At 37.4% G+C, this 23510-nt stretch carries 22 protein-coding genes; 12 read left to right on the top strand and 10 right to left on the bottom strand.

Annotated elements, in window-relative coordinates:
* The first annotated feature begins 16 nt into the window (after window positions 1–16).
* From ABEA36_RS04010 to ABEA36_RS03990, 5 genes are all read left to right on the top strand, one after another.
* The gene (locus ABEA36_RS04010; RefSeq protein ID WP_345489054.1) at window positions 17–868 is read left to right on the top strand and encodes an aldo/keto reductase; all 852 of its coding nucleotides are present in this window, start codon (window positions 17–19) and stop codon (window positions 866–868) included.
* A gap of 297 nt (window positions 869–1165) precedes the next feature.
* Complete coding sequence (locus tag ABEA36_RS04005; protein ID WP_345489051.1) at window positions 1166–1624, top strand: DUF4822 domain-containing protein; 459 nt, start codon at window positions 1166–1168, stop codon at window positions 1622–1624.
* 108 nt (window positions 1625–1732) lie between these two features.
* Window positions 1733–2224, top strand: coding sequence for a PACE efflux transporter (locus ABEA36_RS04000; protein ID WP_345489049.1), 492 nt, complete (start codon window positions 1733–1735; stop codon window positions 2222–2224).
* 259 nt (window positions 2225–2483) lie between these two features.
* Window positions 2484–3431: an AEC family transporter gene (locus tag ABEA36_RS03995; RefSeq protein ID WP_345489047.1), complete on the top strand. Its 948-nt coding sequence runs from the start codon at window positions 2484–2486 to the stop codon at window positions 3429–3431.
* Window positions 3432–3465: 34 nt separating this feature from the next.
* The gene (locus tag ABEA36_RS03990; RefSeq protein ID WP_345489045.1) at window positions 3466–5130 is read left to right on the top strand and encodes an acetolactate synthase large subunit; all 1665 of its coding nucleotides are present in this window, start codon (window positions 3466–3468) and stop codon (window positions 5128–5130) included.
* Window positions 5131–5222: 92 nt separating this feature from the next.
* On the opposite strand, the gene rluB is transcribed toward ABEA36_RS03990, so the two are convergent.
* The 3 genes from rluB to rnm form a co-directional block, all read right to left on the bottom strand.
* On the bottom strand, window positions 5223–6080 hold the full coding sequence (gene rluB / locus ABEA36_RS03985) for a 23S rRNA pseudouridine(2605) synthase RluB (RefSeq protein WP_345489043.1): 858 nt from the start codon (window positions 6078–6080) through the stop codon (window positions 5223–5225).
* A 71-nt stretch (window positions 6081–6151) separates the two neighbouring features.
* The gene (locus ABEA36_RS03980; protein WP_345489041.1) at window positions 6152–6772 is read right to left on the bottom strand and encodes an L-threonylcarbamoyladenylate synthase; all 621 of its coding nucleotides are present in this window, start codon (window positions 6770–6772) and stop codon (window positions 6152–6154) included.
* A gap of 30 nt (window positions 6773–6802) precedes the next feature.
* Window positions 6803–7651, bottom strand: a complete 849-nt coding sequence (rnm, locus tag ABEA36_RS03975) for an RNase RNM (protein ID WP_345489039.1) — start codon at window positions 7649–7651, stop codon at window positions 6803–6805.
* Window positions 7652–7996: 345 nt separating this feature from the next.
* On the opposite strand from rnm, the gene rraB reads away from it, so the two are divergent.
* On the top strand, window positions 7997–8386 hold the full coding sequence (rraB, locus tag ABEA36_RS03970) for a ribonuclease E inhibitor RraB (protein ID WP_345489037.1): 390 nt from the start codon (window positions 7997–7999) through the stop codon (window positions 8384–8386).
* 50 nt (window positions 8387–8436) lie between these two features.
* Here rraB and kdsA read toward each other — a convergent pair whose 3' ends face one another.
* The 4 genes from kdsA to hemA all read right to left on the bottom strand — a co-directional run bounded on the left by kdsA (window position 8437) and on the right by hemA (window position 12602).
* Entirely contained in the window at window positions 8437–9291 is an 855-nt protein-coding gene (gene kdsA, locus ABEA36_RS03965) for a 3-deoxy-8-phosphooctulonate synthase (RefSeq protein WP_345489035.1), read from the bottom strand.
* Between the two features lie 27 nt (window positions 9292–9318).
* A complete protein-coding gene (gene prmC, locus ABEA36_RS03960) occupies window positions 9319–10155 on the bottom strand; it encodes a peptide chain release factor N(5)-glutamine methyltransferase (protein WP_345489033.1) in 837 nt (278 codons plus the stop codon).
* Complete coding sequence (prfA, locus tag ABEA36_RS03955; RefSeq protein ID WP_345489031.1) at window positions 10152–11237, bottom strand: peptide chain release factor 1; 1086 nt, start codon at window positions 11235–11237, stop codon at window positions 10152–10154. Before prfA ends, prmC begins: the two co-directional genes overlap by 4 nt.
* An 81-nt stretch (window positions 11238–11318) precedes the next feature.
* Window positions 11319–12602: a glutamyl-tRNA reductase gene (hemA, locus tag ABEA36_RS03950; RefSeq protein ID WP_345489029.1), complete on the bottom strand. Its 1284-nt coding sequence runs from the start codon at window positions 12600–12602 to the stop codon at window positions 11319–11321.
* 222 nt (window positions 12603–12824) lie between these two features.
* Between hemA and lolB the strand changes: the two genes are divergently transcribed.
* The 6 genes from lolB (at window position 12825) to ABEA36_RS03920 (ending at window position 18104) form a co-directional block, all read left to right on the top strand.
* Window positions 12825–13460, top strand: coding sequence for a lipoprotein insertase outer membrane protein LolB (gene lolB / locus ABEA36_RS03945; protein WP_345489027.1), 636 nt, complete (start codon window positions 12825–12827; stop codon window positions 13458–13460).
* Window positions 13461–14333 carry a 4-(cytidine 5'-diphospho)-2-C-methyl-D-erythritol kinase gene (ispE, locus tag ABEA36_RS03940; RefSeq protein WP_345489024.1) on the top strand — a complete coding sequence of 291 codons (873 nt, stop codon included), beginning with the start codon at window positions 13461–13463 and terminating at the stop codon, window positions 14331–14333.
* 24 nt (window positions 14334–14357) lie between these two features.
* Window positions 14358–15233, top strand: a complete 876-nt coding sequence (locus ABEA36_RS03935; protein WP_345489022.1) for a LysR family transcriptional regulator — start codon at window positions 14358–14360, stop codon at window positions 15231–15233.
* A 138-nt stretch (window positions 15234–15371) separates the two neighbouring features.
* A complete protein-coding gene (locus ABEA36_RS03930; RefSeq protein WP_345489020.1) occupies window positions 15372–16580 on the top strand; it encodes an MFS transporter in 1209 nt (402 codons plus the stop codon).
* A 20-nt stretch (window positions 16581–16600) separates the two neighbouring features.
* Window positions 16601–17596: an alpha/beta hydrolase gene (locus ABEA36_RS03925; protein ID WP_345489018.1), complete on the top strand. Its 996-nt coding sequence runs from the start codon at window positions 16601–16603 to the stop codon at window positions 17594–17596.
* A gap of 52 nt (window positions 17597–17648) precedes the next feature.
* Window positions 17649–18104, top strand: a complete 456-nt coding sequence (locus ABEA36_RS03920; protein ID WP_345489016.1) for a cyclophilin-like fold protein — start codon at window positions 17649–17651, stop codon at window positions 18102–18104.
* Between the two features lie 79 nt (window positions 18105–18183).
* On the opposite strand, the gene guaA is transcribed toward ABEA36_RS03920, so the two are convergent.
* The 3 genes from guaA to ABEA36_RS03905 all read right to left on the bottom strand — a co-directional run bounded on the left by guaA (window position 18184) and on the right by ABEA36_RS03905 (window position 23376).
* A complete protein-coding gene (gene guaA / locus ABEA36_RS03915) occupies window positions 18184–19767 on the bottom strand; it encodes a glutamine-hydrolyzing GMP synthase (protein WP_345489014.1) in 1584 nt (527 codons plus the stop codon).
* Window positions 19768–19976: 209 nt separating this feature from the next.
* A complete protein-coding gene (gene pta, locus ABEA36_RS03910; protein ID WP_345489012.1) occupies window positions 19977–22115 on the bottom strand; it encodes a phosphate acetyltransferase in 2139 nt (712 codons plus the stop codon).
* 58 nt (window positions 22116–22173) lie between these two features.
* Window positions 22174–23376, bottom strand: a complete 1203-nt coding sequence (locus tag ABEA36_RS03905; protein WP_345489010.1) for an acetate kinase — start codon at window positions 23374–23376, stop codon at window positions 22174–22176.
* Between the last annotated feature and the right edge of the window lie 134 nt (window positions 23377–23510).

Raw genomic sequence — 23510 nt, 5'->3', positions numbered from 1 at the left:
ATTAAGGAAAATGATTATGAAGACAGTACAATTAAACAATGGCATCAATATGCCACTACTCGGTTTTGGTGTATTTCAAATGACCGATAGTCGAGAATGCGAACAAGCCGTTATCCAAGCGATTGAAACTGGATATCGTTTAATCGACACTGCAGCGTCTTATCAGAACGAAACTGAAGTCGGTAACGCAATTAAACAAAGCAATATTGCTCGTGACGAATTATTTATTACAACCAAATTATGGTTACATGATGCAAACTATGCTGGAGCTAAAGCGCAATTTGAACGTTCAATTAATCGTCTGCAACTTGATTATGTTGATCTTTATCTTATTCATCAACCATATGGTGATGTTCATGGTGCATGGCGTGCGATGGAGGAACTGTATCAACAAGGCAAAATTCGTGCAATAGGTGTCAGTAACTTTCACCCCGATCGTTTAGCTGATCTCATGGCATTTAATCGTATTATTCCAGCCGTGAATCAAATTGAAGTCAATCCGTTTAATCAACAACTGCATGCTGTGCCCTGGATGAAAACCCGCGCAATTCAACCCGAGGCGTGGGCCCCTTTTGCTGAGGGTAAAAATGGCCTCTTTCAACACCCTGTATTAGAGGCAATTGGTCAGCAATATGGAAAAACAATCGGCCAAGTGGTACTACGTTGGCTATTTCAACGTAACATTGTTTCACTCGCTAAGTCAGTTCGACAAGCACGTATGCAAGAAAATATGGCCATTCTTGATTTTGCCTTAAGTGATGATGATATGCAAAAAATCACTGCCCTTGATACCGCAACAAGTGCGTTTTTTTCACATCGAGATCCTGCTCGAATTGAATGGTTAACAAGCCGTAAAATTGATGTATAAAGTAAAAACATGAATATGTAGGCTGCGTATTATCAGTGATATTCAGCCTATTTATTGCGTTTATTGTTAAGGTAATATTGATTCTTTTTGTTATGCAATCCTTCATTATTCCGATTTATGAGACAATTAATCTCACTTTTAGTAGTTTGTCTTAATTTTTATTTGATTATAATGAAAATCGTAAAGTATATGCTTGTGTTAACACATAAGGGTATTCAAGAATAATTAATGAATAACATTAATTATAAAAAACGTGTTGTTAATAAGATCAACAGTTAGACAAAAAAGGATGATAATATGTATATTAATAAATTAATTTTTGCCACTGTCGCATTTTTAAGTATTAATACTGCCTTTGCTGCAGATAAACTCAATCAATATGAAGATCAAATGGTCAACAAAGTTTGGATCACAACCGATGCAATCGATGCAAAAAACCAAGCCATTGCCCCATCAGATAAAAGTGTTAATAACTTCTTTGGGATTGCACAATACAACGAAGATCACACCTTTAAAATGTATACGCCTGAAGGTAAGTTAAAGCTCTCTGGTGATTGGTCAATTAGTGATGATGGTAAAAACCGTGTGATTACCGCCAAAAGACCAGATGGGACCGTGTTATTTACACGAACTGTCGAAAATGTTGCAGTAAAAGCCGATGAGTATACTTATCGAATCTACCCTGATACCAACAACAGCAAAGTCTATTTTGATATCGTTCATAAACCATTATCAGATTTACTGTCTGCAAATTAATTCTTTAAACAATAGCGCATTTGCCCCCATTTATGCGCTATTTTCTTTATTTTTAGCAGTGATATAATAGCCCTCTTAGTAATTGACCGTTAAACCCATTCACGATATATGAAAGCCGATAATTTACAGAATAAACCCAAAAGTAAAATGGAATTAATTTTCAATGCGATTCTTTATGAAATCTGTGGTTCAATTTTAGCATCCGTTTTAATGAAACTGATTAGTGGCTATGAACTCGTTGATACGTTTTTCTTAAGTATTATGCTGTCTTTTATTGCATTATTTTGGAATATGATTTTCAATTATCTGTTTGATCGCTATCTGATTAAAAAACGCGGTAACATTGTTAAAACAGCTAAAGATCGAATTTTACATGGTATTGGCTTTGAAGCGATTTTTGCGATTTTTGCACTTGCATTTATTATGTTTTATAAACAAGTGGGTTTTGTTGAAGCAATGATGATGGAAGCCTTTTTCTTAATTTTCTTTTTGGTCTTCACCATGATCTTTACCTATATTTATGATATGTGTAGAGCATTTGTACTGAAAAAGTTTTGTCATCGCAAAGAGCACAATAAGCAAACGCCTTATCTCAGCTGATAAAAATGGTGTCAGCTGTCCCCTTCCACTTGGTATTTGCCAAAAAAATACGGTTTACTGGCTTTAAAACCATCATTTTTATTATTTAATTTCAATATGTTAAATTTAAAAGTGCGTTTTGAAGAAATAACACCCTACTTATCCATTTTGATTATCAACACCACATCAATAACCAATTTGCCACTAAAATTTAGCTATTTAAACTCATAAAAATAAGCGTATGATAAATAAGTATCAAGTTTTGCAAAGGACATTTTTTATGTTAGAAACATTGATCGCAGCCTTATTACCCATCGTTATTACGCTCATTTTAGGTTTTTTTGCCGGTTGGCATCATGATTTTTCTTCAGACCAAGGTGCTATTCTTAACCGAATGGTCATGCTCTATGCCCTACCAATGAGTTTATTTGCGGGTATTATTGCGACCCCAAAGCAACAAATCATTGATAATCTTGCTATGTTTGGTTGGCTAGCTATTGGTATGGTTGGTGGTTTAGCTTTTGTATTTGTCATCGCCCATTTTATTTTTAAACGTTCAGCCCCTGTTGCGATTCTTCAAGCATTAGCAATAAGTGGTCCTGCCGTCCCCTTTGTTGGCGTATCTGTGCTCGGTGAAATATTTGGTGGAACCAGTGTATTACCTATCGCCATTTGTGGACTACTGATGAACTTGGTACAAGTTCCGTTGACCATCATGCTCTTATCAGGTAACGACTATGCGTCTGGGCAACAACATTCAACTAGCATTTTATCGATCATTGGGAATCGTATTGTCTCTGCGTTGAAAGAGCCTGTCGTTTGGGCTCCAATCCTTGCTTTTGTCATTGTTCTATGTGGTTTTAATTTGAGTGGTTCTTTGCTTGATTCATTCACATTACTTGGTAAAGCAACGGGTGGAGTGGCATTATTTGCCTCGGGTATTATTTTATTTGCCCAAAAAGTGAAAATATCGTCTGCTGTTTGTGTCAATACCATCAGTAAAAACCTGATTTTACCGGCTATTGTTTGGCTAATAATGTACTTGTGCGGTGCAACAATCACTATGCAACATTTAGTTGTCATATCGTTATGTATCCCGACAGCCTCTATCGTCGTTATTCTTGCTGTGCAATATAAAGTGGCTGAGCAAGAAATGGCATCAAGTTTATTCGTAAGTACCTTAATGTCAATGATTACCATGGGTATTTTTATCTGGTTATTTCAGTAAATAAGTCAATTTGATTTGATTAAGGAATTATAAAATGGTCAATAAATCATCAGCTATTGTAGCAAATAACATTGTTAAATGTTTAGAGAATGAAGGCGTTGAATATATCTTTGGTATACCCGGCGAAGAAAACATACGTTTAGTCGATGCAACATTTAATTCGAAAATACGATTTATTTTAGTACGTCATGAACAAGGTGCCTCTTTTATGGCTGATATTTACGGTCGTCTCACCGGTAAAGCAGGTGTATGTGCGGCAACACTTGGCCCAGGTGCAATTAATTTGATTATGGGAGTGACAGATGCACAAACGAATTCATCACCATTGGTGGCGATTAGTGCACAAGTGGGCATCAATCGGATTTATAAAGAATCTCATCAATTAGTCGATTTAGTTCAACTTTTTAAACCCATTACAAAATGGGCCGATATAGTTCTGACACCTGCCGCCGTCCCTGAAATGGTTAGAAAAGCCTTTGCTGTCGCACAAGGTGAACGTCCAGGATCCACATATTTGGCAATTCCAGAAGATGTTGAGGCTATGCCCCAAGCAAAAATAAATAAACCGTTATCCATTTCACCATCTTCTAAACCAGCCGCTGACGAAACACAAATTGAACAAGCCGTTAACTTAATTAAAAAAGCAAAAAAACCGATTATTTTGGCAGGACAAGGTATTGCTCGTGATCATGCGGAGAAATCATTACTCGCTTTGTGTGATCAATTAAATGTTCCGGTTGCAACCAGTTTTATGGGTAAAGGTGTTATTTCAGACCGCTACCCTAACGCACTTGGTGTTATTGGATTTATGCGTCATGATTATGAAAACTTCGCTTTTGATTCTGCCGATTTAATCATTGCCATCGGTTATGAATTGCAAGAGTTTGCTCCGTCACGAATTAATCCAAATGGTGATAAAAAAATTATTCATATCAACTCATTTGCTGAAGATATTGACGTTAATTACCAAATTAGTGTCAATATTGTTGCAGATATTGAAAAAGCAGTCGATTTACTCACAGCGCAACTTAAAGCAAAAAACATTACATTTGTTCCTCAAAAAGCTGTCATCAAAGATTTAGTTGCAGCTGAACTTGATAAAGGTGCTGCTGATAATAGTTACCCTCTTAAACCACAGCGTATTGTCAGTGATGTTCGAAAAGCACTCTCTGATGATGATATTGTTTTAGCTGACACTGGCGCTATAAAAATGTGGATGGCACGACTTTACCCGACTTATCAAACAAACACATGCCTGATCGGTAATGGTTTATCGCCGATGTCTTTTGCGTTACCCGGTGCACTCGGTGCGCATTTAGCTAAACCGACTAAAAAAGTGTTAGCAACCATGGGAGACGGCAGTTTTATGATGAACTCACAAGAAATTGAAACCGCCGTGCGTGAAAATATCCCATTGGTTGTACTGATTTGGGAAGATAAATCTTATGGTTTAATTAAATGGAAAATGGATATGGAAATCGGTCATCATGACAATGTCGATTTTAGTAATCCAGACTTTGTAAAATATGCAGAAAGTTTTGGTGCGAAAGGCTATCGTATTAAAAAAGCTGAAGAATTATTACCAACGTTAAAAACAGCGTTAGCGAGTACTGGTGTTCACATTATTACATGTCCCGTTGATTACAATGAAAATATGAAACTGACGAATAAGTTAGGCGAATTGACTATTTCGCTATAATTTACAGCACATAAAAAAAGCAGCACATGTATATTGGGCTGCTTTTTTATGTCCAAAATTCAAACCTTAATGGTTCATTATAAAAAATTGGATCAACGTTTATTGGAAAAATTAACACTAGGACGTTTTGCAAAAATCCGTTTTGATTTATTTTTTTGTTCGTCAACACTTAAAAAGCTTTTTTCTTCAACTGATAATCCGACTAGACCACGTAAATAGTTGACCGAATTGAGATCAAGCTCTAACCATGTACCTCGCGATAAACGCTTAGGAAGCGTAATATTACCATAGCGTACACGCAATAATCGACTCACTTGAACGCCAACGGCTTCCCACATACGTCTAACTTCACGATTACGACCTTCCGTAATAACGACATTAAACCAGTGGTTTAAGCCTTGGCCACCTTGATTTTGAATTGATTTAAATGCTGCCGGTCCATCTTCTAATTGAATGCCTTTTTTCAATTGGAAGATTTGTTGGTCAGTCACTTTACCAAATACGCGTACAGCATATTCTCTTTCAACTTCATTTCGCGGATGCATTAAACGATTGGCTAATTCACCATCCGTTGTAAATAGCAATAAACCTGAAGTATTGATATCTAAACGGCCAATATTAATCCAACGTGCATTTTTCAATTTAGGAAGATTAGTAAAAACCGTTGCTCTCCCTTCTGGATCATTTTTAGAACAGATTTCACCTTCAGGCTTATAATAGGCTAATACTCGGCAGACATCTTTCTCTTTTGGTCTAACAGGAATTAAATTACCATTAATTCTGATTTTAGGCTGAGTACGAATATCGATTCGATCGCCTAATGTTGAAATTTTACCATCAACACTGATTTTTTTAGCCACAATCAACGCCTCAATTTCACGACGTGATCCATGTCCTAAATTTGCCAATACTTTTTGTAGTTTTTCAGTGTTATCTTTAGGGGTTTTCATTTTTACCTCGTTACCTTCACAGGTATCATTTGTTAATCATTTTAATTAAATATGTATTTATTATACTACAATTATTCAAATGGTGTTATATCACCACTACCCTTACGAATAATATCTGGGTAGTCATGCGTTAAATCAATAATTGTTGTCGGTTGTTCACTGATATAGCCACCATGAATAATGGCATCTAATTGGTGTCCAATTGTTTGTTCTATCTCTTCTGGATCGGATTGAGCAAAGCCATCGTTAGGTAAAATTAACGTTGTGGTCATTAATGGTTCACCTAACAATTCAAGTAAACTTAAATCAATTTTATGATCAGGAATTCTTAGCCCTATCGTTTTACGTTTCTCATTCATTAATCGACGAGGGACTTCTTTACTCGCTTCTAAAATAAATACATAACGACCGGGTGTATTATTTTTAAGCAGTCGAAACGTTGTGTTGTCGACATAAGCGTAAGCGGATAATTCAGATAAATCACGACACATGAGTGTAAAATTATGATTTTTATCAAGTGCTCGGATTTTACAGATGCGATCTAATCCTTGTTTATTATCAAGCATACAGCCAATTGAATAACCAGAATCAGTTGGAAATGCAATCACGCCCTGATCTTTAAGGATATTAACAACTTGTTCAAGTAACCGTTTTTGTGGATTATCGGGATGAATATAAAACATTTGAGCCATAATTTAATCACTTTTCGTTAAGAGTCGATTTTATAACGACCAATCAGTCCAAATTGGTGTTACGCTACCCGGTAAAGGTTGAGTTTTACCTAAGTCTAAATAACTCACATTATCATGGAAATCCGATCCCTGCGATGCCAGTAAATTAAACTCATTGGCACATTTTGCGAGTAAATGTAATTCATCAATTGATTGACGACTTTGCGAAACTTCGATTGCATCTCCGCCATATTGTTTAAAGTAACCAATCAAATTTTTCATTTTTGTGGTGGTAAAGTCATATCTTGAAGGATGTGCAAGTACTGCTTGTCCCTTTGCCTGATGAATCACCTCAATAGCATTGTCGATTGTTGTCCACTGTGGTGCAACATAGGCATAGCCTGATTTACCTAAATATTTTTTAAATGCACGCTTAATATCTTTAGCATAACCTTTTTCCACTAGAAACCGAGCAAAGTGAGCGCGTGAGACGATATCACCTTTTGCATAAACCTGAGCGTGTTCATAAGCATCAGCAACACTCACTTTTGACAGTTTATACGCTATTGCCTTGGCTCGTTCTATGCGTTGATTCTCTTGCTGTATCAATAATTCAGTTAAAATCTGACTGTGAATATCAATATTCAAACCAACAATGTGTATTTCCGTACTTTTCCACAGTGTTGAAATTTCAACGCCATTAATTAAGTGAATCGCTAAATCATGCTCTTTGATACATTGATGAGCTTCATCTAAACCTTTTACAGTATCATGATCCGTAATAGCCAAAACATTGACTTGATTTTGCACCGCACGCAAAATCAGCGCTGAAGGTGTTAATGTGCCATCAGATGCGGTGGTATGGGAATGAAGATCATAACGGTATGCAGAATTAGTCATTCAATTGTATTATCTCGATTTTTTATACTAGAATTAAGCATTACAACAAAAAAATAACGAAACAATTTTATTGATAATTAACTTAACAAAATAAAAGATTATTCTTTAAATAAGAAACGTGTAATATATCACACAATATTCGTTATTTCTCATTATATATATTCATGACAAGGCAAAATGTAAGATTTGGGTCTGTGTGGTAATGAGTTTACGTTTTTTTTCGTGTATAACCATGCAACTCATGCAAGGGCTAGTAAAGGTGATGCTTTTACTCATATACTGTTAATTTAAACTTAATCCTCATCGCATCAGCTTGGATTGCGTATATTTATTTATAGGTTGATTATGAAAACACAAATTGAATTAGCACAACAAGATACTTATTCTATTATTGAAGAATTGTTAAATGATGGTAGCGATCCCGATGCGTTATACTTGATTGAGCATCACATTTCAGCAACAGATTTTGATACACTTGAAAAGGTCGCGGTAGAAGCTTTTAAATTAGGATATGAAGTCACAGATCCTGAAGATATGGATGATGAAAATAGCCAAGAGCTAGTTTGCTGTGATGTGATTTCAGAAATTCCACTTGATGCCGAATTAATCAATGCTCAAATTGCACAAATTATCGAATTAACAACCAAATTTAATATCAATTATGATGGTTGGGGCACGTATTTTGAAGATGGTGAAGATGACGAGGATGAAGACGACGAAGAAGTGCTTCACTAAATCGCGATAAACTCAGTGCGTTTCATGACGCACTGAGTAAAAACGTATACTTAATTTTCAGTATCAATCTCAGCAAAGCTTTTTACTAAATCATCAATTGCTTTCATCTGTTGTAAAAAGGCTTCTAATTTAGCTAATGGTAATGCTGATGGCCCATCACATTTGGCATGTGCCGGATCTGGATGTGATTCAAGGAATAAACCAGCAATCCCAACAGCCATCCCTGAACGAGCAAGTTCAGTCACTTGACCCCGTCTACCACCTGACGCAGCACCCATCGGATCACGGCATTGTAGTGCATGGGTCACATCAAAAATCACCGGCGAGCCTTTGCTTGCTTTTTTCATAATGTTAAAACCTAGCATATCAACGACTAAGTTATCATAACCAAAGCAGCTACCTCGGTCACATAAGATGATTTGATCATTACCTGCTTCTTCGAATTTTTCAACAATATTTCCCATTTGACCTGGGCTGACAAATTGTGGTTTTTTAACGTTGATCACTGCACCGGTTTTAGCCATCGCAACGACTAAGTCAGTTTGGCGAGCTAAAAAGGCCGGTAATTGAATTACATCAACCACTTCAGCAACAGGTTGGCATTGTGCTTCAGTATGTACATCAGTAATGATTTTTACACCAAACGTGGATTTTAATTCTTGGAATAATTTCATGCCTTCTTCAAGGCCTGGTCCTCGATATGAATGTACTGATGAACGATTTGCTTTGTCGAATGACGCTTTAAATACATAAGGAATATTTAATTTTTGAGTGACTGTGACATAATGCTCACAGATTTTCATTGCTAAATCGCGCGATTCAAGGACATTCATCCCACCAAATAGAACAAAAGGTAAATCATTAGCAACCGAAATCTCATCAATTTTAACAATCTTTTGTTTCATAATATTTTCCTAATAGTAGTATTTAAATTAAGGCTTAAACCAACGACCCACAGTAACTCTCTCATTGCCACTGTAATCGGTATAAGTTTCAACAAGTTGAAAACCATGTTGTTTAAAAATCGTTCTGACCATCTCCCCTTGTTGATAGCCATGTTCAATTAGTAGCCAACCATATTGATTAAGATGTTTGGTTGCTCCATGAACGATAATTTTAATGTCAGCAAAACCATCATCTTCTGACACCAGAGCACTTCTTGGCTCGTAGCGTACATCCCCTTGTGATAAATGAATATCAGTTGGTTCAATATAAGGCGGATTACTCACAATCATTGAAAATTTGCGACCTTTTATGGGTTTATACCAATTACCCAATAAAAAGTAAACATTATTGACACCAATTTGCTGCGCATTTTTTTGGGCCAATTCAAAGGCATCTTCATTTTTCTCAATCGCCGTAAACAGGCAATCTGGTCTTTCCGTGGCCATAGCAATCGTGATGGCACCCGTACCTGTTCCTAAATCCAATACTTCACAAGGCACTTTAGGTAAGTATTCAAGTGCTAATTCAACCAACTTTTCAGTATCTGGTCTTGGGATTAGTGTTGCAGGTGAAACATTAAATTTTAGTGACCAAAACTCTTTTACGCCTGTGATATAAGCGATCGGCTCACCAGCTTGTCGTCGTTTTAAAAATCCGTCAAGTTTGGTTAACTCTTCTTCAGTTAAAGCCGTTTCACAAAAAGCCATCAAAAATGTGCGAGTACGCCCAGTGACAAAGCCGAGTAAAATTTCGGCATCACGTCTTGGGCTATCACTGCCATTGAGCACTTGTGTTGCTTGCTTTAGCCACTGTAAAAATGTCATGACTCTTGTTCCGATAATGCAGCTAACTGATCAGCTTGGTATTCTTGAACAATTGGATCAATCAACATTTCAAGCTTACCTTCCATCACTTCATCTAATCGATAGATCGTTAAATTAATTCGATGATCGGTTACACGGCCTTGCGGGTAATTGTAAGTTCTAATACGGTCAGAGCGATCGCCAGAACCTAATAAGTTTCGACGAGTAGACGCTTCTTCTTGTTGGCGTTTTTGTCTTTCAGCATCTTGAATACGTGCGGCCAATACTGACATCGCTTTTGCCTTGTTTTTATGCTGTGAACGCTCATCTTGACATTCAACCACAATGCCCGTTGGGATATGTGTAATACGAATAGCTGAATCAGTTGTATTAACATGCTGTCCACCCGCCCCTGATGAACGATAAGTATCGATCCGTAAATCGGCTGGGTTGATTTCAGGTAAATCGGCTTCTGGAATTTCAGGCAATATCGCTATAGTACAAGCCGAAGTATGAATTCGACCTTGTGACTCAGTTTCAGGTACACGTTGAACACGATGTCCACCAGATTCAAATTTTAAATTACCATAGACACTATTCCCGCTCACCAGCATGATAACTTCTTTATAACCACCATGCTCACCATCATTACTGCTTAAAATTTCTGTACGCCAACGTTTAGATTCAGCATATTTGGCATACATTCGAGCCAAGTCACCCGCAAAGATAGCCGCTTCATCTCCACCGGTCCCTGCTCTAATTTCAAGAAAACAGTTATACTCGTCATTGGGGTCTTTAGGCAATAATAATAATTGTAATTGGTTTTCCTGAGCTTCAACTTTTGCTTTTGCATCGTTAAGCTCTTCTTGAGCCATCTCACCCATTTCAGGATCGGATAACATCATTTTGGCTGTTTCAATATCGTCTTGCGTTGTTTTCCATTGCTCAAAACATTTTACAACATCCGTTAATTGTGAATACTCTTTTGATAATCCACGAAAACGGTCTTGATCTGAGATCACACTAGGATCAGAGAGTAGCGCCTGAACTTCTTCAAAGCGTTCTTGTAAGGTTTCTAATTTAGCAATAATTGATGGTTTCATATAAAGGAAATACCTTTTTAATGTATAAGTGTTAAATAAATGTATTAATGCGTTACGACTAAGATAATAAGGCTAATTGAGCTAATGCTCTTTTAGCCCTAAACCATCACTTAATACTTTTAAACAATCACAACAATCTTGGGTTGCGGCATGGAGTAATGTTTGAGTTGGGGCATGAATAAGTCGGTTCGTTAATTGATGAGAAAATTTAGCTAAGACATCATCAATATCGGCACCTTGTTTAATAGCACTTAATGCTTTGTCTGTTAATTCGAGTTTTATGGTTTCAGCCTGAGAGCGATATTGTTTGATTAAGTCCACTGCATTACGTGAACGCAACCATTCCATAAATATATCAGCCTCTTCATCTATAATATATTCGGCTTCTTTCGCTGCAACAGCTCGCTGCTCCAAATTTGATTGCACCGTTTTTTGTAAATCATCAATGGTAAACAAGTGCACGTCATCAAGCTGGGCAATTTCAGCTTCAATATCACGTGGTACCGCCAGATCAATAAATAACATTTGATGATTTGATAGCGTTTTTTTACGTATTGATAATGACCGTTCAACCATGCCTTTACCAATAATAGGTAACGGACTGGCCGTCGAGCTAATGATAATATCAACGTCTTTTAAGCGCACCGCAATATCCGGTAAGGCAATAATTTCTGCATCCATTAAGTTGGCTAACGTTAATGCTTTTTCACGTGTACGGTTAGCCACAATAATCTTGTTAAAGCTATGCGGTTTAAGGTAACGTGCAATCAACTCAATCGTTTCGCCTGCACCAACTAGCATAATGTTTAAATCAGAAACGGATTGGAATAGCTGACGAGCAACCAAACAGGCTGCATAAGCAACTGACGCGGTATTTGAACCGATATCCGTTTCGGTACGAACTCGTTTGGCCACATGGAATATTCGCTGAAACAGTTTCTCAAGCTCACCTGATAAGCACTGATTTTGATGCGAATAGCTATAAGCCTGTTTTACCTGTCCTAGAATCTGCGGTTCCCCTAAGATCATCGAATCAATACCACTTGCGACCTTCATTAAATGCTCAACAGCATGCTTGTCGTCATGCCAGTATAAACAGTCTGTATAATCCGTTAATTGAATATGATGAAACTGACTTAACCATTGTTCGACAGAAATTTTAATACGGGGTAAATCAGACATGTGGTCATATCCGACATAAATCTCCGTACGGTTACACGTCGACAGTATTACACACCCATTAATTAAAGGGTGTTGATATAAATTATACAGCGCTTTATCTATCACATCAGGGGAAAATGCAATTTTCTCCCTTAATGCAACAGGTGCTGTTTTATGATTAATACCAAGTATTGCGATAGACATTGCTCAAATATTTCTTTAATTATATTTAATAATACTGACCGTAAGTCAGTATCTGATCATTAGCCAGATTTTGTGGCCAATGAATGAAATTGAATTGTTGGTAATTATACACAAAAAAATGTAAAAGGTTAACAGCTTAAAACAATGAAATACAATCGATTCCCTTGTTTAACACTATTCGCTATAATAATGCTATATCGCAACATTAAGATAGGCAAAAAAATGCATTTATTCATCAAACTTTATCGAGCTATCACCCTTTCCTGTATTGCAGTCATGATGATTGCCTGTACATCGATCCCGAAAGATCTCACTCCTGAAAGCCAACAGAACGCGTGGAAGACGCATCAACAGTCACTTTCTCATTTAACGGCTTTTCAGGCAAACGGCAGCTTATCGTATGTTTCTGGTAGTACTAAATATTATGGTCGTTTTTTTATCAATCAAGCCACAGACAATGAATATCAGTTAAAACTTACCACCCCCGTCGGGACGTCTATGTTTTCATTAACGGTAACCCCTTACCTTGCTGAATTAACCGATAAAGATGGTAAAAAATATATAGATGAAAATGTTGATCGTTTAATGGCTAAATTGACGGGTATGAATATTCCGTTTAAATCCTTACACAATTGGTTCAAAGGTTATTCTGATAATCCCCAAAATGATATGTTAGATTCACAAGGTCGTTTATTTAAAACAACGTTATCACAATCGAATCAAAATTGGCTACTCACCATTGCTAAATATGAAACATACCGAGCCAACAATAATAGCCTTGATCTACCATCAAGTATTGAATTAAGCAATAAAAACGACAAGTTAAAAGTGACAATTAATCATTGGAAGATAGACTAGATGAAGGAACAGAAGTATTGGTTATCCCCCGCTAAACTTAATTTATTTTTATATATTACAGGACGTAGAACTGATGGTTACCATAATCTTCAAACATTATTTCAGTTTGTTGATTATTGTGACACTTTGTGTTTTCAAACAAGAGATGATGATCAAATTTGTTTAATGACAGAATTTGTGGGCGTTAAACAGGAAGATAACTTAATCATTAAAGCGACTCAGTTATTGCTGCGCTATATTAACCAACATAATTTATTGTTGCCTCCACACTATGGCGTTGATATAACGGTTGATAAAAAACTGCCCATGGGGGGTGGGCTCGGCGGTGGTTCATCAAATGCAGCAACCACTCTGCTTGCCTTAAATCAGCTGTGGAACTTATCATTAACAACTCAACAGCTAATGGCAATTGGTAGTCAAATTGGTGCAGATGTCCCGATTTTTATTTATGGTCATAGTGCTTTTGCACAAGGTATTGGTGATCAGCTTACCCCGATTGATATTGTCGAAAAATGGTACTTAGTTGTTAAGCCAAATGTTGATATTTCTACCGTCGATATTTTTACACACCCACAATTAAAACGTGACACCGTAACAAGAAATTTAACAGAATTACTTCAACTGCCGTTTAAAAATGATTGTGAACCGACTGTTAGGTTATTGTATCCACAGATTGATCGTTTAATTAAACTCCTTTCAAATAAAGCCCCAACCCGTTTAACTGGAACAGGCTCGTGCCTGTATTGTGAATGTGACAGTGAGTTACATGCACAGCAGTTACAACAGTTTCTAAAAATGATGACACAAAAAAGTGAAAACATTACCAGCTTTATTGCAAAATCCTGTAATGATTCGCCAGTATTTAAACATTAGTCGGTTGCTCAATAGGAGGCTAAATTGGACATTAAAATATTACGTTATTTTTTAGCCCTTACTCGACAAGAAAGCATCACCGCCACAGCTGAATATTTGCACTTAACGCAACCCACACTATCACGCCAACTGAGTGAACTTGAAACTGAGCTTGGCTGTACATTATTCATTCGAGGTAGTCGTAAGATCACCCTAACAGAAGATGGTATACGGTTACGTAAGCGTGCAGAAGAAATTTTAGAATTAGTGAATAAGACAGAACGTGAATTTCTGACCACTGCGGAGACGATCAGCGGTGATATCTATATTGGCTGCGGTGAAACTTATGCGATGTCTCGACTGTCACAAGTTATCAAAATTGTACAAATAAAATTTCCTCTCATTCGGGTACATATATTCAGTGGTGATGCGGATGAAGTCACTGAACGTATCGATGATGGTTTACTCGACTTTGGTCTACTGATTGGCGCTGATAATCGCAATAAATACGAGTCACTATTACTACCAGATAAAGATACATGGGGGGTGCTGATGCAAAAACACAGTCACCTTTCGAGTAAAAAGACAATCCAAGCCGAAGATTTGTGGTCATTACCTCTTATCACGTCAAAACAACGTGAAGTCGATAGCCGCCTAACTCGTTGGCTAAAAAGAGACATCAGCAAACTTAACGTTGTTGCAACCTATAACCTCCTCTATAATGCTTCATTAATGGTCGAACAAGGTATCGGTTATGCATTATGCCTTGATAAACTCATCAACACATCAAGCAGCAACATATGCTTTAAACCTTTAGCCCCGATATTAACAGTCGATAATACACTGGTGTGGAAACGTTATCAGGTGTTCTCTAAAGCAGCAGAGCAGTTTCTGATACATTGCAAAGCCGCTTTTGAATAATAAATCTATCATTCAAAATAGTATAGGCGGATAAAATCATGCTTTTTAGGCATGGGAAGCCATGAAATATCAGTATTTTACATATTAATACGAACGCTCTACACTGCCCTTAAATTCAATTTAAGGCTACATCACCAAATGAATCGAAATCATCCTTCTTTTATCAAAACACAAACACGAACAACAACACACTGGTCAGCAATTTTCTCACTTTTTATGGGTGTAACAAGTCTAATCTCGGCTGAATTTATTCCTATTAGCTTATTAACGTCGATTGCAAAAGATTTAACTATAACAGAGGGTCAAGCTGGACAGAGTGTCACAATGGTTGGTATTTTTGCCGTCATAAGCAGTTTATTATTAGCCCCTTTGACAAAATATATTGACCGAAAAAAAATCCTACTGAGTTTTTCATTATTACTGATTATAGCTAACATTTTAGTCGCAACCGCAGCTAATTATTGGGTAATGTTAATTGGACGTGCTTTGCTTGGTATATGTGTTGGTGGCTTTTGGTCTATGACATCGGCCGTCGTTCTGCAGTTAGCAATGACAAAGGATATTCCGCGAGCCTTGAGTATTGTTTATGCCGGCGTTTCTATCGCTACGATCATCTCCTTACCCTTAGCGAGCTTTCTTGGTGAGATCGTTGGTTGGCGAACTGTATTTTTTATGGCTGCGTTAATCGGTGTAGTTTCGTTGATATGGCAAAGTATGAGTTTACCACAACTGCTAGCCCCAACATATGATCATGCGATTAAGTCATTTGATTTGCTAAAACAGAATTGGGTATTACTTGGTATTATTGCCACGGTTCTGAGTTATGCTGGCTATCATCTTTTTTTTACTTATTTAAAGCCATTTCTTCAATATGATCTTCACTTAAAGAATACATCAATAGCGAGCCTATTATTAATATTTGGTATCGCTAACTGTGCAGGAACGATTATTGCTGGCCTCATCCTTGGGCGCTATTTTCGCAGTGTGATGATCAGTATTCATGTGTTATTAGCCGTTGTTGCATTCTTACTATTGATGGTGAACTCACAACAGATGATAACGATTATGTTAATCATTATTTGGGGGTTCATCTTTGGTTTTATTCCTGTCGGTTGGTCAACGTGGATAACGCGGACTTTAAGCAAACAAGCAGAATTAGTCGGTGGTTTGTCTGTTGCCGCCATTCAGTTTTCAATTGGTATCGCAGCTGGCCTTGGCGGTTTAACTTTTGACCATTTTGGCATTACCGGCATTTTTATCTGTGCAATGGTCGTTTGCCTGGCTGGCGCGGTCGTTATCCGTTTTTGTTTTACACGTTATCAGTCCGCAACCGGCAGACGTGCTTAACCATAAAGGAGAATAATTAAATGAAAAAGAAAACATCAATTGTACTGATATTGTTAATGCTAAGTTATTATGTCTGCGCAAAACAGATCGATATCAACCGTTTTCCGTCCCCACAAACGGTTAGCTTAACATTACAACCCTTGGTCAGTGCTGTACCAATGACATATTGGAATGATCATCCAAAAACACCTAAGCAATGGCATGACTGGGTCAATACGATTGCACAATTTTCATTAGCGCGTTTACCCGAATTAAAACAAAAATTTCAAGTAAATAGCCAACCCATAACACTTGGTGGTGTCAGCGCCTTCATGATTAGCCCCAAAAGTATTACACCAGAAAATAAAAATCGCATCTTGTTACATTTTCATGGCGGTGGTTATGTACTTAATCCAGGTGAAGCAGGTATCGATGAGGCAATTATGATGGCAGGTTATGGCAACATTAATGTGATATCAATTGATTACCGTATGCCGCCTAACGCACCTTTTCCAGCAGCAATCGAGGATGCTTTGTCTGCTTATGCAGCACTACTTGAACAGTATCCGGCTAGTCACATCGGTGTATTTGGTACATCAACTGGCGGCGGCATCACTTTAGCATTAATGTTAAAAGCAAAAACATTAAATTTAGCACTGCCCGCAGCCATAGTAGTCGGAACACCATGGACAGATTTAACAAACGCTGGCGATACTTACGTGACAAATGAAGGAATTGATAATGTGTTAGTTAGCTATGATGGCTGGCTTGGTGATGCAGCTCAATTGTATGCGGGTAAATATGATCTTAAGCACCCACTCATTTCACCGCTATATGGGGATGTTCGTAACCTCCCCCCAACACTATTATTTACAGGTACACGAGACCTGTTTTTAAGCAATACTATTCGCATGCATTTGAAACTTAAAGATGTTGGCGTTAAAGCCGATTTAATCGTGTTTGAAGGCCTTTCACATGCACAATATCTCATGACAGTCGATGCACCAGAAACACAACGGTATTTTTATGAAAGCTAGCAATTTTTTAACCAATATTTAGCAAAGTCACCTCATAACCTTGGAGAATAAAATGGCAATGATTCGCAACATTAAAAAGTTGAATGCACGACTATTATTCACGTTAATTTTCATGAGTAACCCAACGCTGGGGGATAGCCAACCAATACTGGCTAAAATACAAATGACAATTAATCAGCAAATCGTCATAATTGATTTGTATGATAATTCTGCAAGTCGTGAATTTTTAATGATACTCCCATTGTCACTTACATTCACCGACTTTGCTCACAGTGAGAAAATTGCTTATCTACCAAAACCACTCACCACAACAGACATGGCGAATACATTAATAAAGACTGGTGATTTTACCTATTATGCACCCTGGGGGAATGTCGCGCTTTTTTATCAAGGCATGGGTAACCATTCACAGCTTTATCCCTTGGGTACCATCACTAAGGGGAAAAATATTTTGGCCAACCTTCACTCGAATTTTATGGCAACAATTGAACAAATCAATCCCAAATAAGTGAGCAAACGACAATGAATTATCATTTAATAAAAAACCCAGCTGATGAGCTGGGCTTTATTGTAACTTGACGTGAAAACTATTCCCATTCGATAGTAGCAGGCGGTTTGCCACTAATATCATAAACTACACGAGAAATACCGTTTACTTCATTGATGATACGGTTAGACACGCGACCTAAGAAATCATAGGGTAAATGCGCCCAATGTGCAGTCATAAAGTCAATGGTTTCGACTGCACGGATAGAAACAACCCAATCATATTTACGTCCATCACCCATTACACCAACAGAACGAACCGGCAGGAAAACAGTGAAAGCTTGGCTGACCTTGTGATATAAATCGGCTTTGTACAGCTCCTCAATAAAGATGGCATCAGCTTTACGTAATAAATCACAGTACTCTTTTTTCACTTCACCCAGCACACGTACACCAAGACCTGGTCCTGGGAATGGATGGCGATATAACATTTCGTAAGGTAAGCCTAGTTCTAAACCGACTTTACGCACTTCATCTTTAAACAACTCACGTAATGGCTCAACGAGCCCCATTTTCATATCTTCAGGTAATCCACCCACATTGTGGTGAGATTTGATTACATGCGCTTTGCCCGTATCCGCAGCAGCTGACTCAATCACGTCTGGGTAAATTGTACCTTGTGCTAACCATTTTACGTCTTTTAATTTTGCGGCTTCTTCATCAAAGACAGCAACAAATTCACGCCCGATAATTTTACGTTTAGCTTCAGGATCTGCTTCACCTTTTAATGCATTTAAAAAACGTGTTTCAGCATTAACTGCGATAATATTTAAGCCAAATTTATCGCCAAACATATCCATAACTTGTTGTGCTTCATTTAAACGTAACAAACCGTGGTCAACGAATACACAAGTTAATTGATCACCAATCGCTTGATGAAGTAATAATGCTGTCACAGATGAATCAACACCGCCCGATAAGCCTAATAAAACTTTATCTTTTCCTACTTTTTGTTTAATACGTGCAACCGCATCCGAGATAATTGATGATGGCGTCCATAATTTTTCACAATGGCAAATATCAATAACAAAACGTTGTAATAATTCCAAACCTTTAACAGTATGTGTCACTTCTGGGTGAAATTGAACACCGTAAAAAGCTTTGTCGTCATTCGCCATAATTGCAAATGGGCACGTTTCAGTGCGACCAACCACATTAAAACCGCTTGGCAATGCAGTGACTTTATCACCATGACTCATCCAAACGTCAAGTTGGCTTTGCCCTTTATCGTCTTTGCTATCAAAAATACCGTCAGTTAATTTAGATTGAGCGACAATATCAACTTTAGCATAACCAAATTCTCGGTGGTTAGACCCTGTCACTTCACCGCCTTGACCAAGTTGGACTGCCATTGTTTGCATACCATAGCAAATGCCTAAAACAGGCACGCCGGCTTTAAACACATATTCAGGCGCACGTGGTGAACCTTGTTCTGTTGTACTTTCAGGGCTACCTGACAAAATAATCCCTTTTGGATTAAATTGTTTAATTTTTTCTTCAGACACATCCCAAGGCCAAAGTTCACAGTAAACCCCAATCTCACGAACACGACGAGCAATAAGCTGTGTGACCTGTGAACCAAAATCAAGAATCAAAATACGTTGCTGATGGATGTCTTTTGTCATTAAAATTTCCCTAAAGCCAAAAATGTGTGGAACTGAAAATAAAGATCAATGTTAATTTATTGATTTTACTTAAAAGCTAATGATATTTATCAATGCTATCAGTATGCTAAATACCATTAATAAAGACCCTAAATAAATATGAGGCGATATTATATCACCTCATATAATTAATTCTAGTTCTCTAAAATGAGAAGCTAAAACCTAAATGATTACTGCTGAGTTGCTTGGATTGCAGTTAAGGCAATAGTATAAACGATATCGTCAACTAAAGCACCACGTGATAAATCATTTACTGGTTTACGCATTCCTTGTAGCATAGGACCGATTGAAATCAGATCTGCAGAGCGTTGTACCGCTTTATACGTTGTATTACCGGTATTTAAATCTGGGAAAATAAATACGGTAGCTTGACCTGCCACTTTAGAATTTGGTGCTTTCGATTTTGCCACATCAGGCATTACCGCCGCATCATATTGTAAAGGTCCATCAATTAATAAATCTGGACGTTTTTCTTGTGCAATTTTAGTTGCTTCTTTCACTTTTTCAACGTCCGCACCTTGACCTGAGTTGCCTGTTGAATAAGAAATCATCGCAACTTTTGGCTCAATACCAAAGGCAATCGCAGTATCCGCAGATTGAATAGCAATTTCAGCAAGTTCTTGTGCATTCGGATCTGGATTAATTGCACAGTCACCGTAAATATAAACTTGTTCAGGCATTAGCATGAAAAATACCGATGAAACAAGTGAACTCCCTGGTGCTGTTTTGATTAATTGTAATGGTGGGCGAATAGTATTGGCTGTCGTGTGAACGGCACCAGACACTAAGCCATCAACTTCATTACGTTCCAACATCATCGTACCAAGTACCACGTTATCGACAAGTTGTTCACGTGCTAAAATATCAGTCATTCCTTTATTTTTACGTAACTCAACAAGGCGTGGCACATAATTTTCACGAATCACATCAGGATCTAAAATTTCAATACCATCACCAAGAGTGACACCTTGTGATTTTGCAACACGTTTTACTTCATCGGGATTGCCAAGTAAAACACATTTAGCAATGCCTCGTTCAGCACAAATTGCAGCAGCACGAATCGTTCTTGGCTCATCACCTTCTGGTAATACAATTGTTTTACCTGCTTTACGTGCAAATTCGGTTAATTGGTAGCGGAACGCAGGTGGTGACATACGAATCGCGCTAGATGATAATTCCGTGGTTAATGATTTAATCCAAGTAATGTCAATGTAATCAGCAACATAATTTTGTGTATTATCAAGACGCTCTTTATCATCAACTGGAATTTCAAGATTGAAACGTTGTAAATTGATTGAAGTTTGGAATGTATTCGTATTAACACTAAATACAGGTAAACCCGTTTCAAATGCTTGTTTACATAATTCAGCAACTTGTGGTTCAATTTCGTAGCCACCCGTTAGCAATACTGCGCCAATTTCAGTCCCATTCATAACCGACAAAGAGATGGCAGCTAAAATATCTGCACGGTCTGCTGAAGTCACAAGTAATGCATTTGGACGTAAATGTGAAATCACATTCGGAACACTTCGTGAGCAGAATGAAACGTGTTTAATACGACGTTTTTTAATCTCACCTTCATTGATCATTTTGGCTGCGAGATGGTTTGCCATATCAACAGCACGACAAGCGGTAAGATCGATATTCCAAGGAATACACCCTAATACAGGTAATGGGCTATGTTTTCTTAAATCATCGATTTCGATTTTTTTGCCATCGTAAGTTGGGGTATGGTAAATTTCAACAACATCAGGTCTCGCTAATGTTTGTGCATCAATAGGTGCGTTAACTTTATTAACAATGACACCTTTAATTTTTTCATTTTTGATACCACCAAAGTTAGAACGTGCAATTTCAACTCTTTCTTTTAGTTGTTCTGGCGTATCGCTACCCATCGACATAACAAAAATAATTTCAGCACCTAAGGTTTTGGCAACATTAAAGTTCAGTTCATTGGCAAATGGGTAATTTGCTGTAGGAACAATCCCTTCAACTAGCACGACTTCTGCATTTTTTGTGCTTTCGGCATATAATGCAATGATCTCTTCCATTAACACATCTTGTTGATTTAAACCTAATAGTTTTTCAACATGACTCATTTTAAGTGGTTTATTGGTTGAAATTACTGTGTTACTTTGAATCAAAGTTGTTGTTTGATCTGGTCTATCGCCACCCGATGCTGGTTGAGCAACAGGCTTAAATAAACTGATTTTTACGCCCTGACGTTCCATTGCACGAATAACACCTAAACTCACCCCAGTTAAACCAACATTGGAACCTGTAGGAATTAACATAATTGTACGAGCCACTTTTGTACTCCTCTTAAATCGATCTTAAAAAAACCGCCTATTTGAGGCGGTCATTATATTATGCTGTCAAGCGGGCAGCATCTTGTGCAATTACGAGCTCTTCATTAGTGGGAATGACTAATGCAAGACTTGAATCATCTTTTGTAATTTTGCCACCTTTACCAAAACGTGCAGCTAAGTTACGTTCTTGATCAAGTTTAAAGCCAAGAATACCTAATTTTTCAAGTGTTAAGCGACGTACGTCTTCTGCATTTTCACCAATACCTCCAGTGAACACAACCGCATCTAAACGACCATCTAATAACATACTATATCCACCAATATATTTAACTAAACGGTGAACAAAAACATCTAACGCATTTTTTGCATCTTCATTGCTGTCATAATTATCACTTACATAACGACAGTCACTGCTAACGCCTGTTAAACCTAAAAGGCCTGATTTTTTGTTAAGCAAATTATTGATGTCAGCAACAGACATTTTTAAATTGTCATGTAAAAAGAACATAATTGCAGGGTCGATATCACCACTACGAGTTCCCATGACTAAACCTTCTAATGGTGTTAATCCCATTGAAGTTTCAACACATTTACCGTTTTTAACAGCAGAAATCGATGCACCATTACCTAAGTGACAGATAACAACGTTAGTTTGATCAACAGGTTTATTTAGGATTTTAGCGGCTTCACGGCTAACATAAAAATGGCTTGTACCATGTGCGCCATAACGACGAATACCGTGTTTTTCATAAAGCTCTTTAGGAATAGCATATAAATAAGCTTCTTTTGGCATTGTTGTATGGAAAGCGGTATCAAACACGGCCACATTTTTATGTTTTAAATGTGGGAATGCTTTAAATGCTTCACGAATACCAATTAAATGTGCTGGGTTATGTAAAGGAGCAAAAGCGGCTGCATCTTCAATCCCTTTTAATACAGAATCATCGATAACAACAGATTGTGTGTATTTTTCACCACCATGAACGATTCGATGACCGATGGCTTTAATATTAGCTAATAATTCTGGTTTTTTAGAAAAAATATTATTCACAATAAATTGAAGTGCTTCACTGTGCGCAGCTCCCGCACCTAACGAGGCGTCAGCCTTCTCACCATCTAATTTCCATTTGATACGAGCATCAGGTAAATTAAAACATTCAGCTAAACCCGAAATATACTCATCACCATTTGCCGGATCGATAATTGCAAATTTAAGTGAAGAGCTACCACAATTAAGAACGAGAACAAGATTACTCGACATAGTAAACCCTTTTTTTAAAATAAAAGAAATACACCAAAATTAAATTGGTGATACTGTTAAAATAAAATAATGACTAGATTAATCATAATGATTATTGTAACTCAGGGATTATATTTTGATATCGACTATTTTTA

This window comes from Orbus sasakiae (genome assembly GCF_039542345.1).
Classification (GTDB): Bacteria; Pseudomonadota; Gammaproteobacteria; order Enterobacterales; family Orbaceae; genus Orbus; species Orbus sasakiae.
The sequence above is the reverse complement of the archived record's forward strand: the minus strand, read 5'-3'. Positions and strand labels throughout refer to the sequence as shown.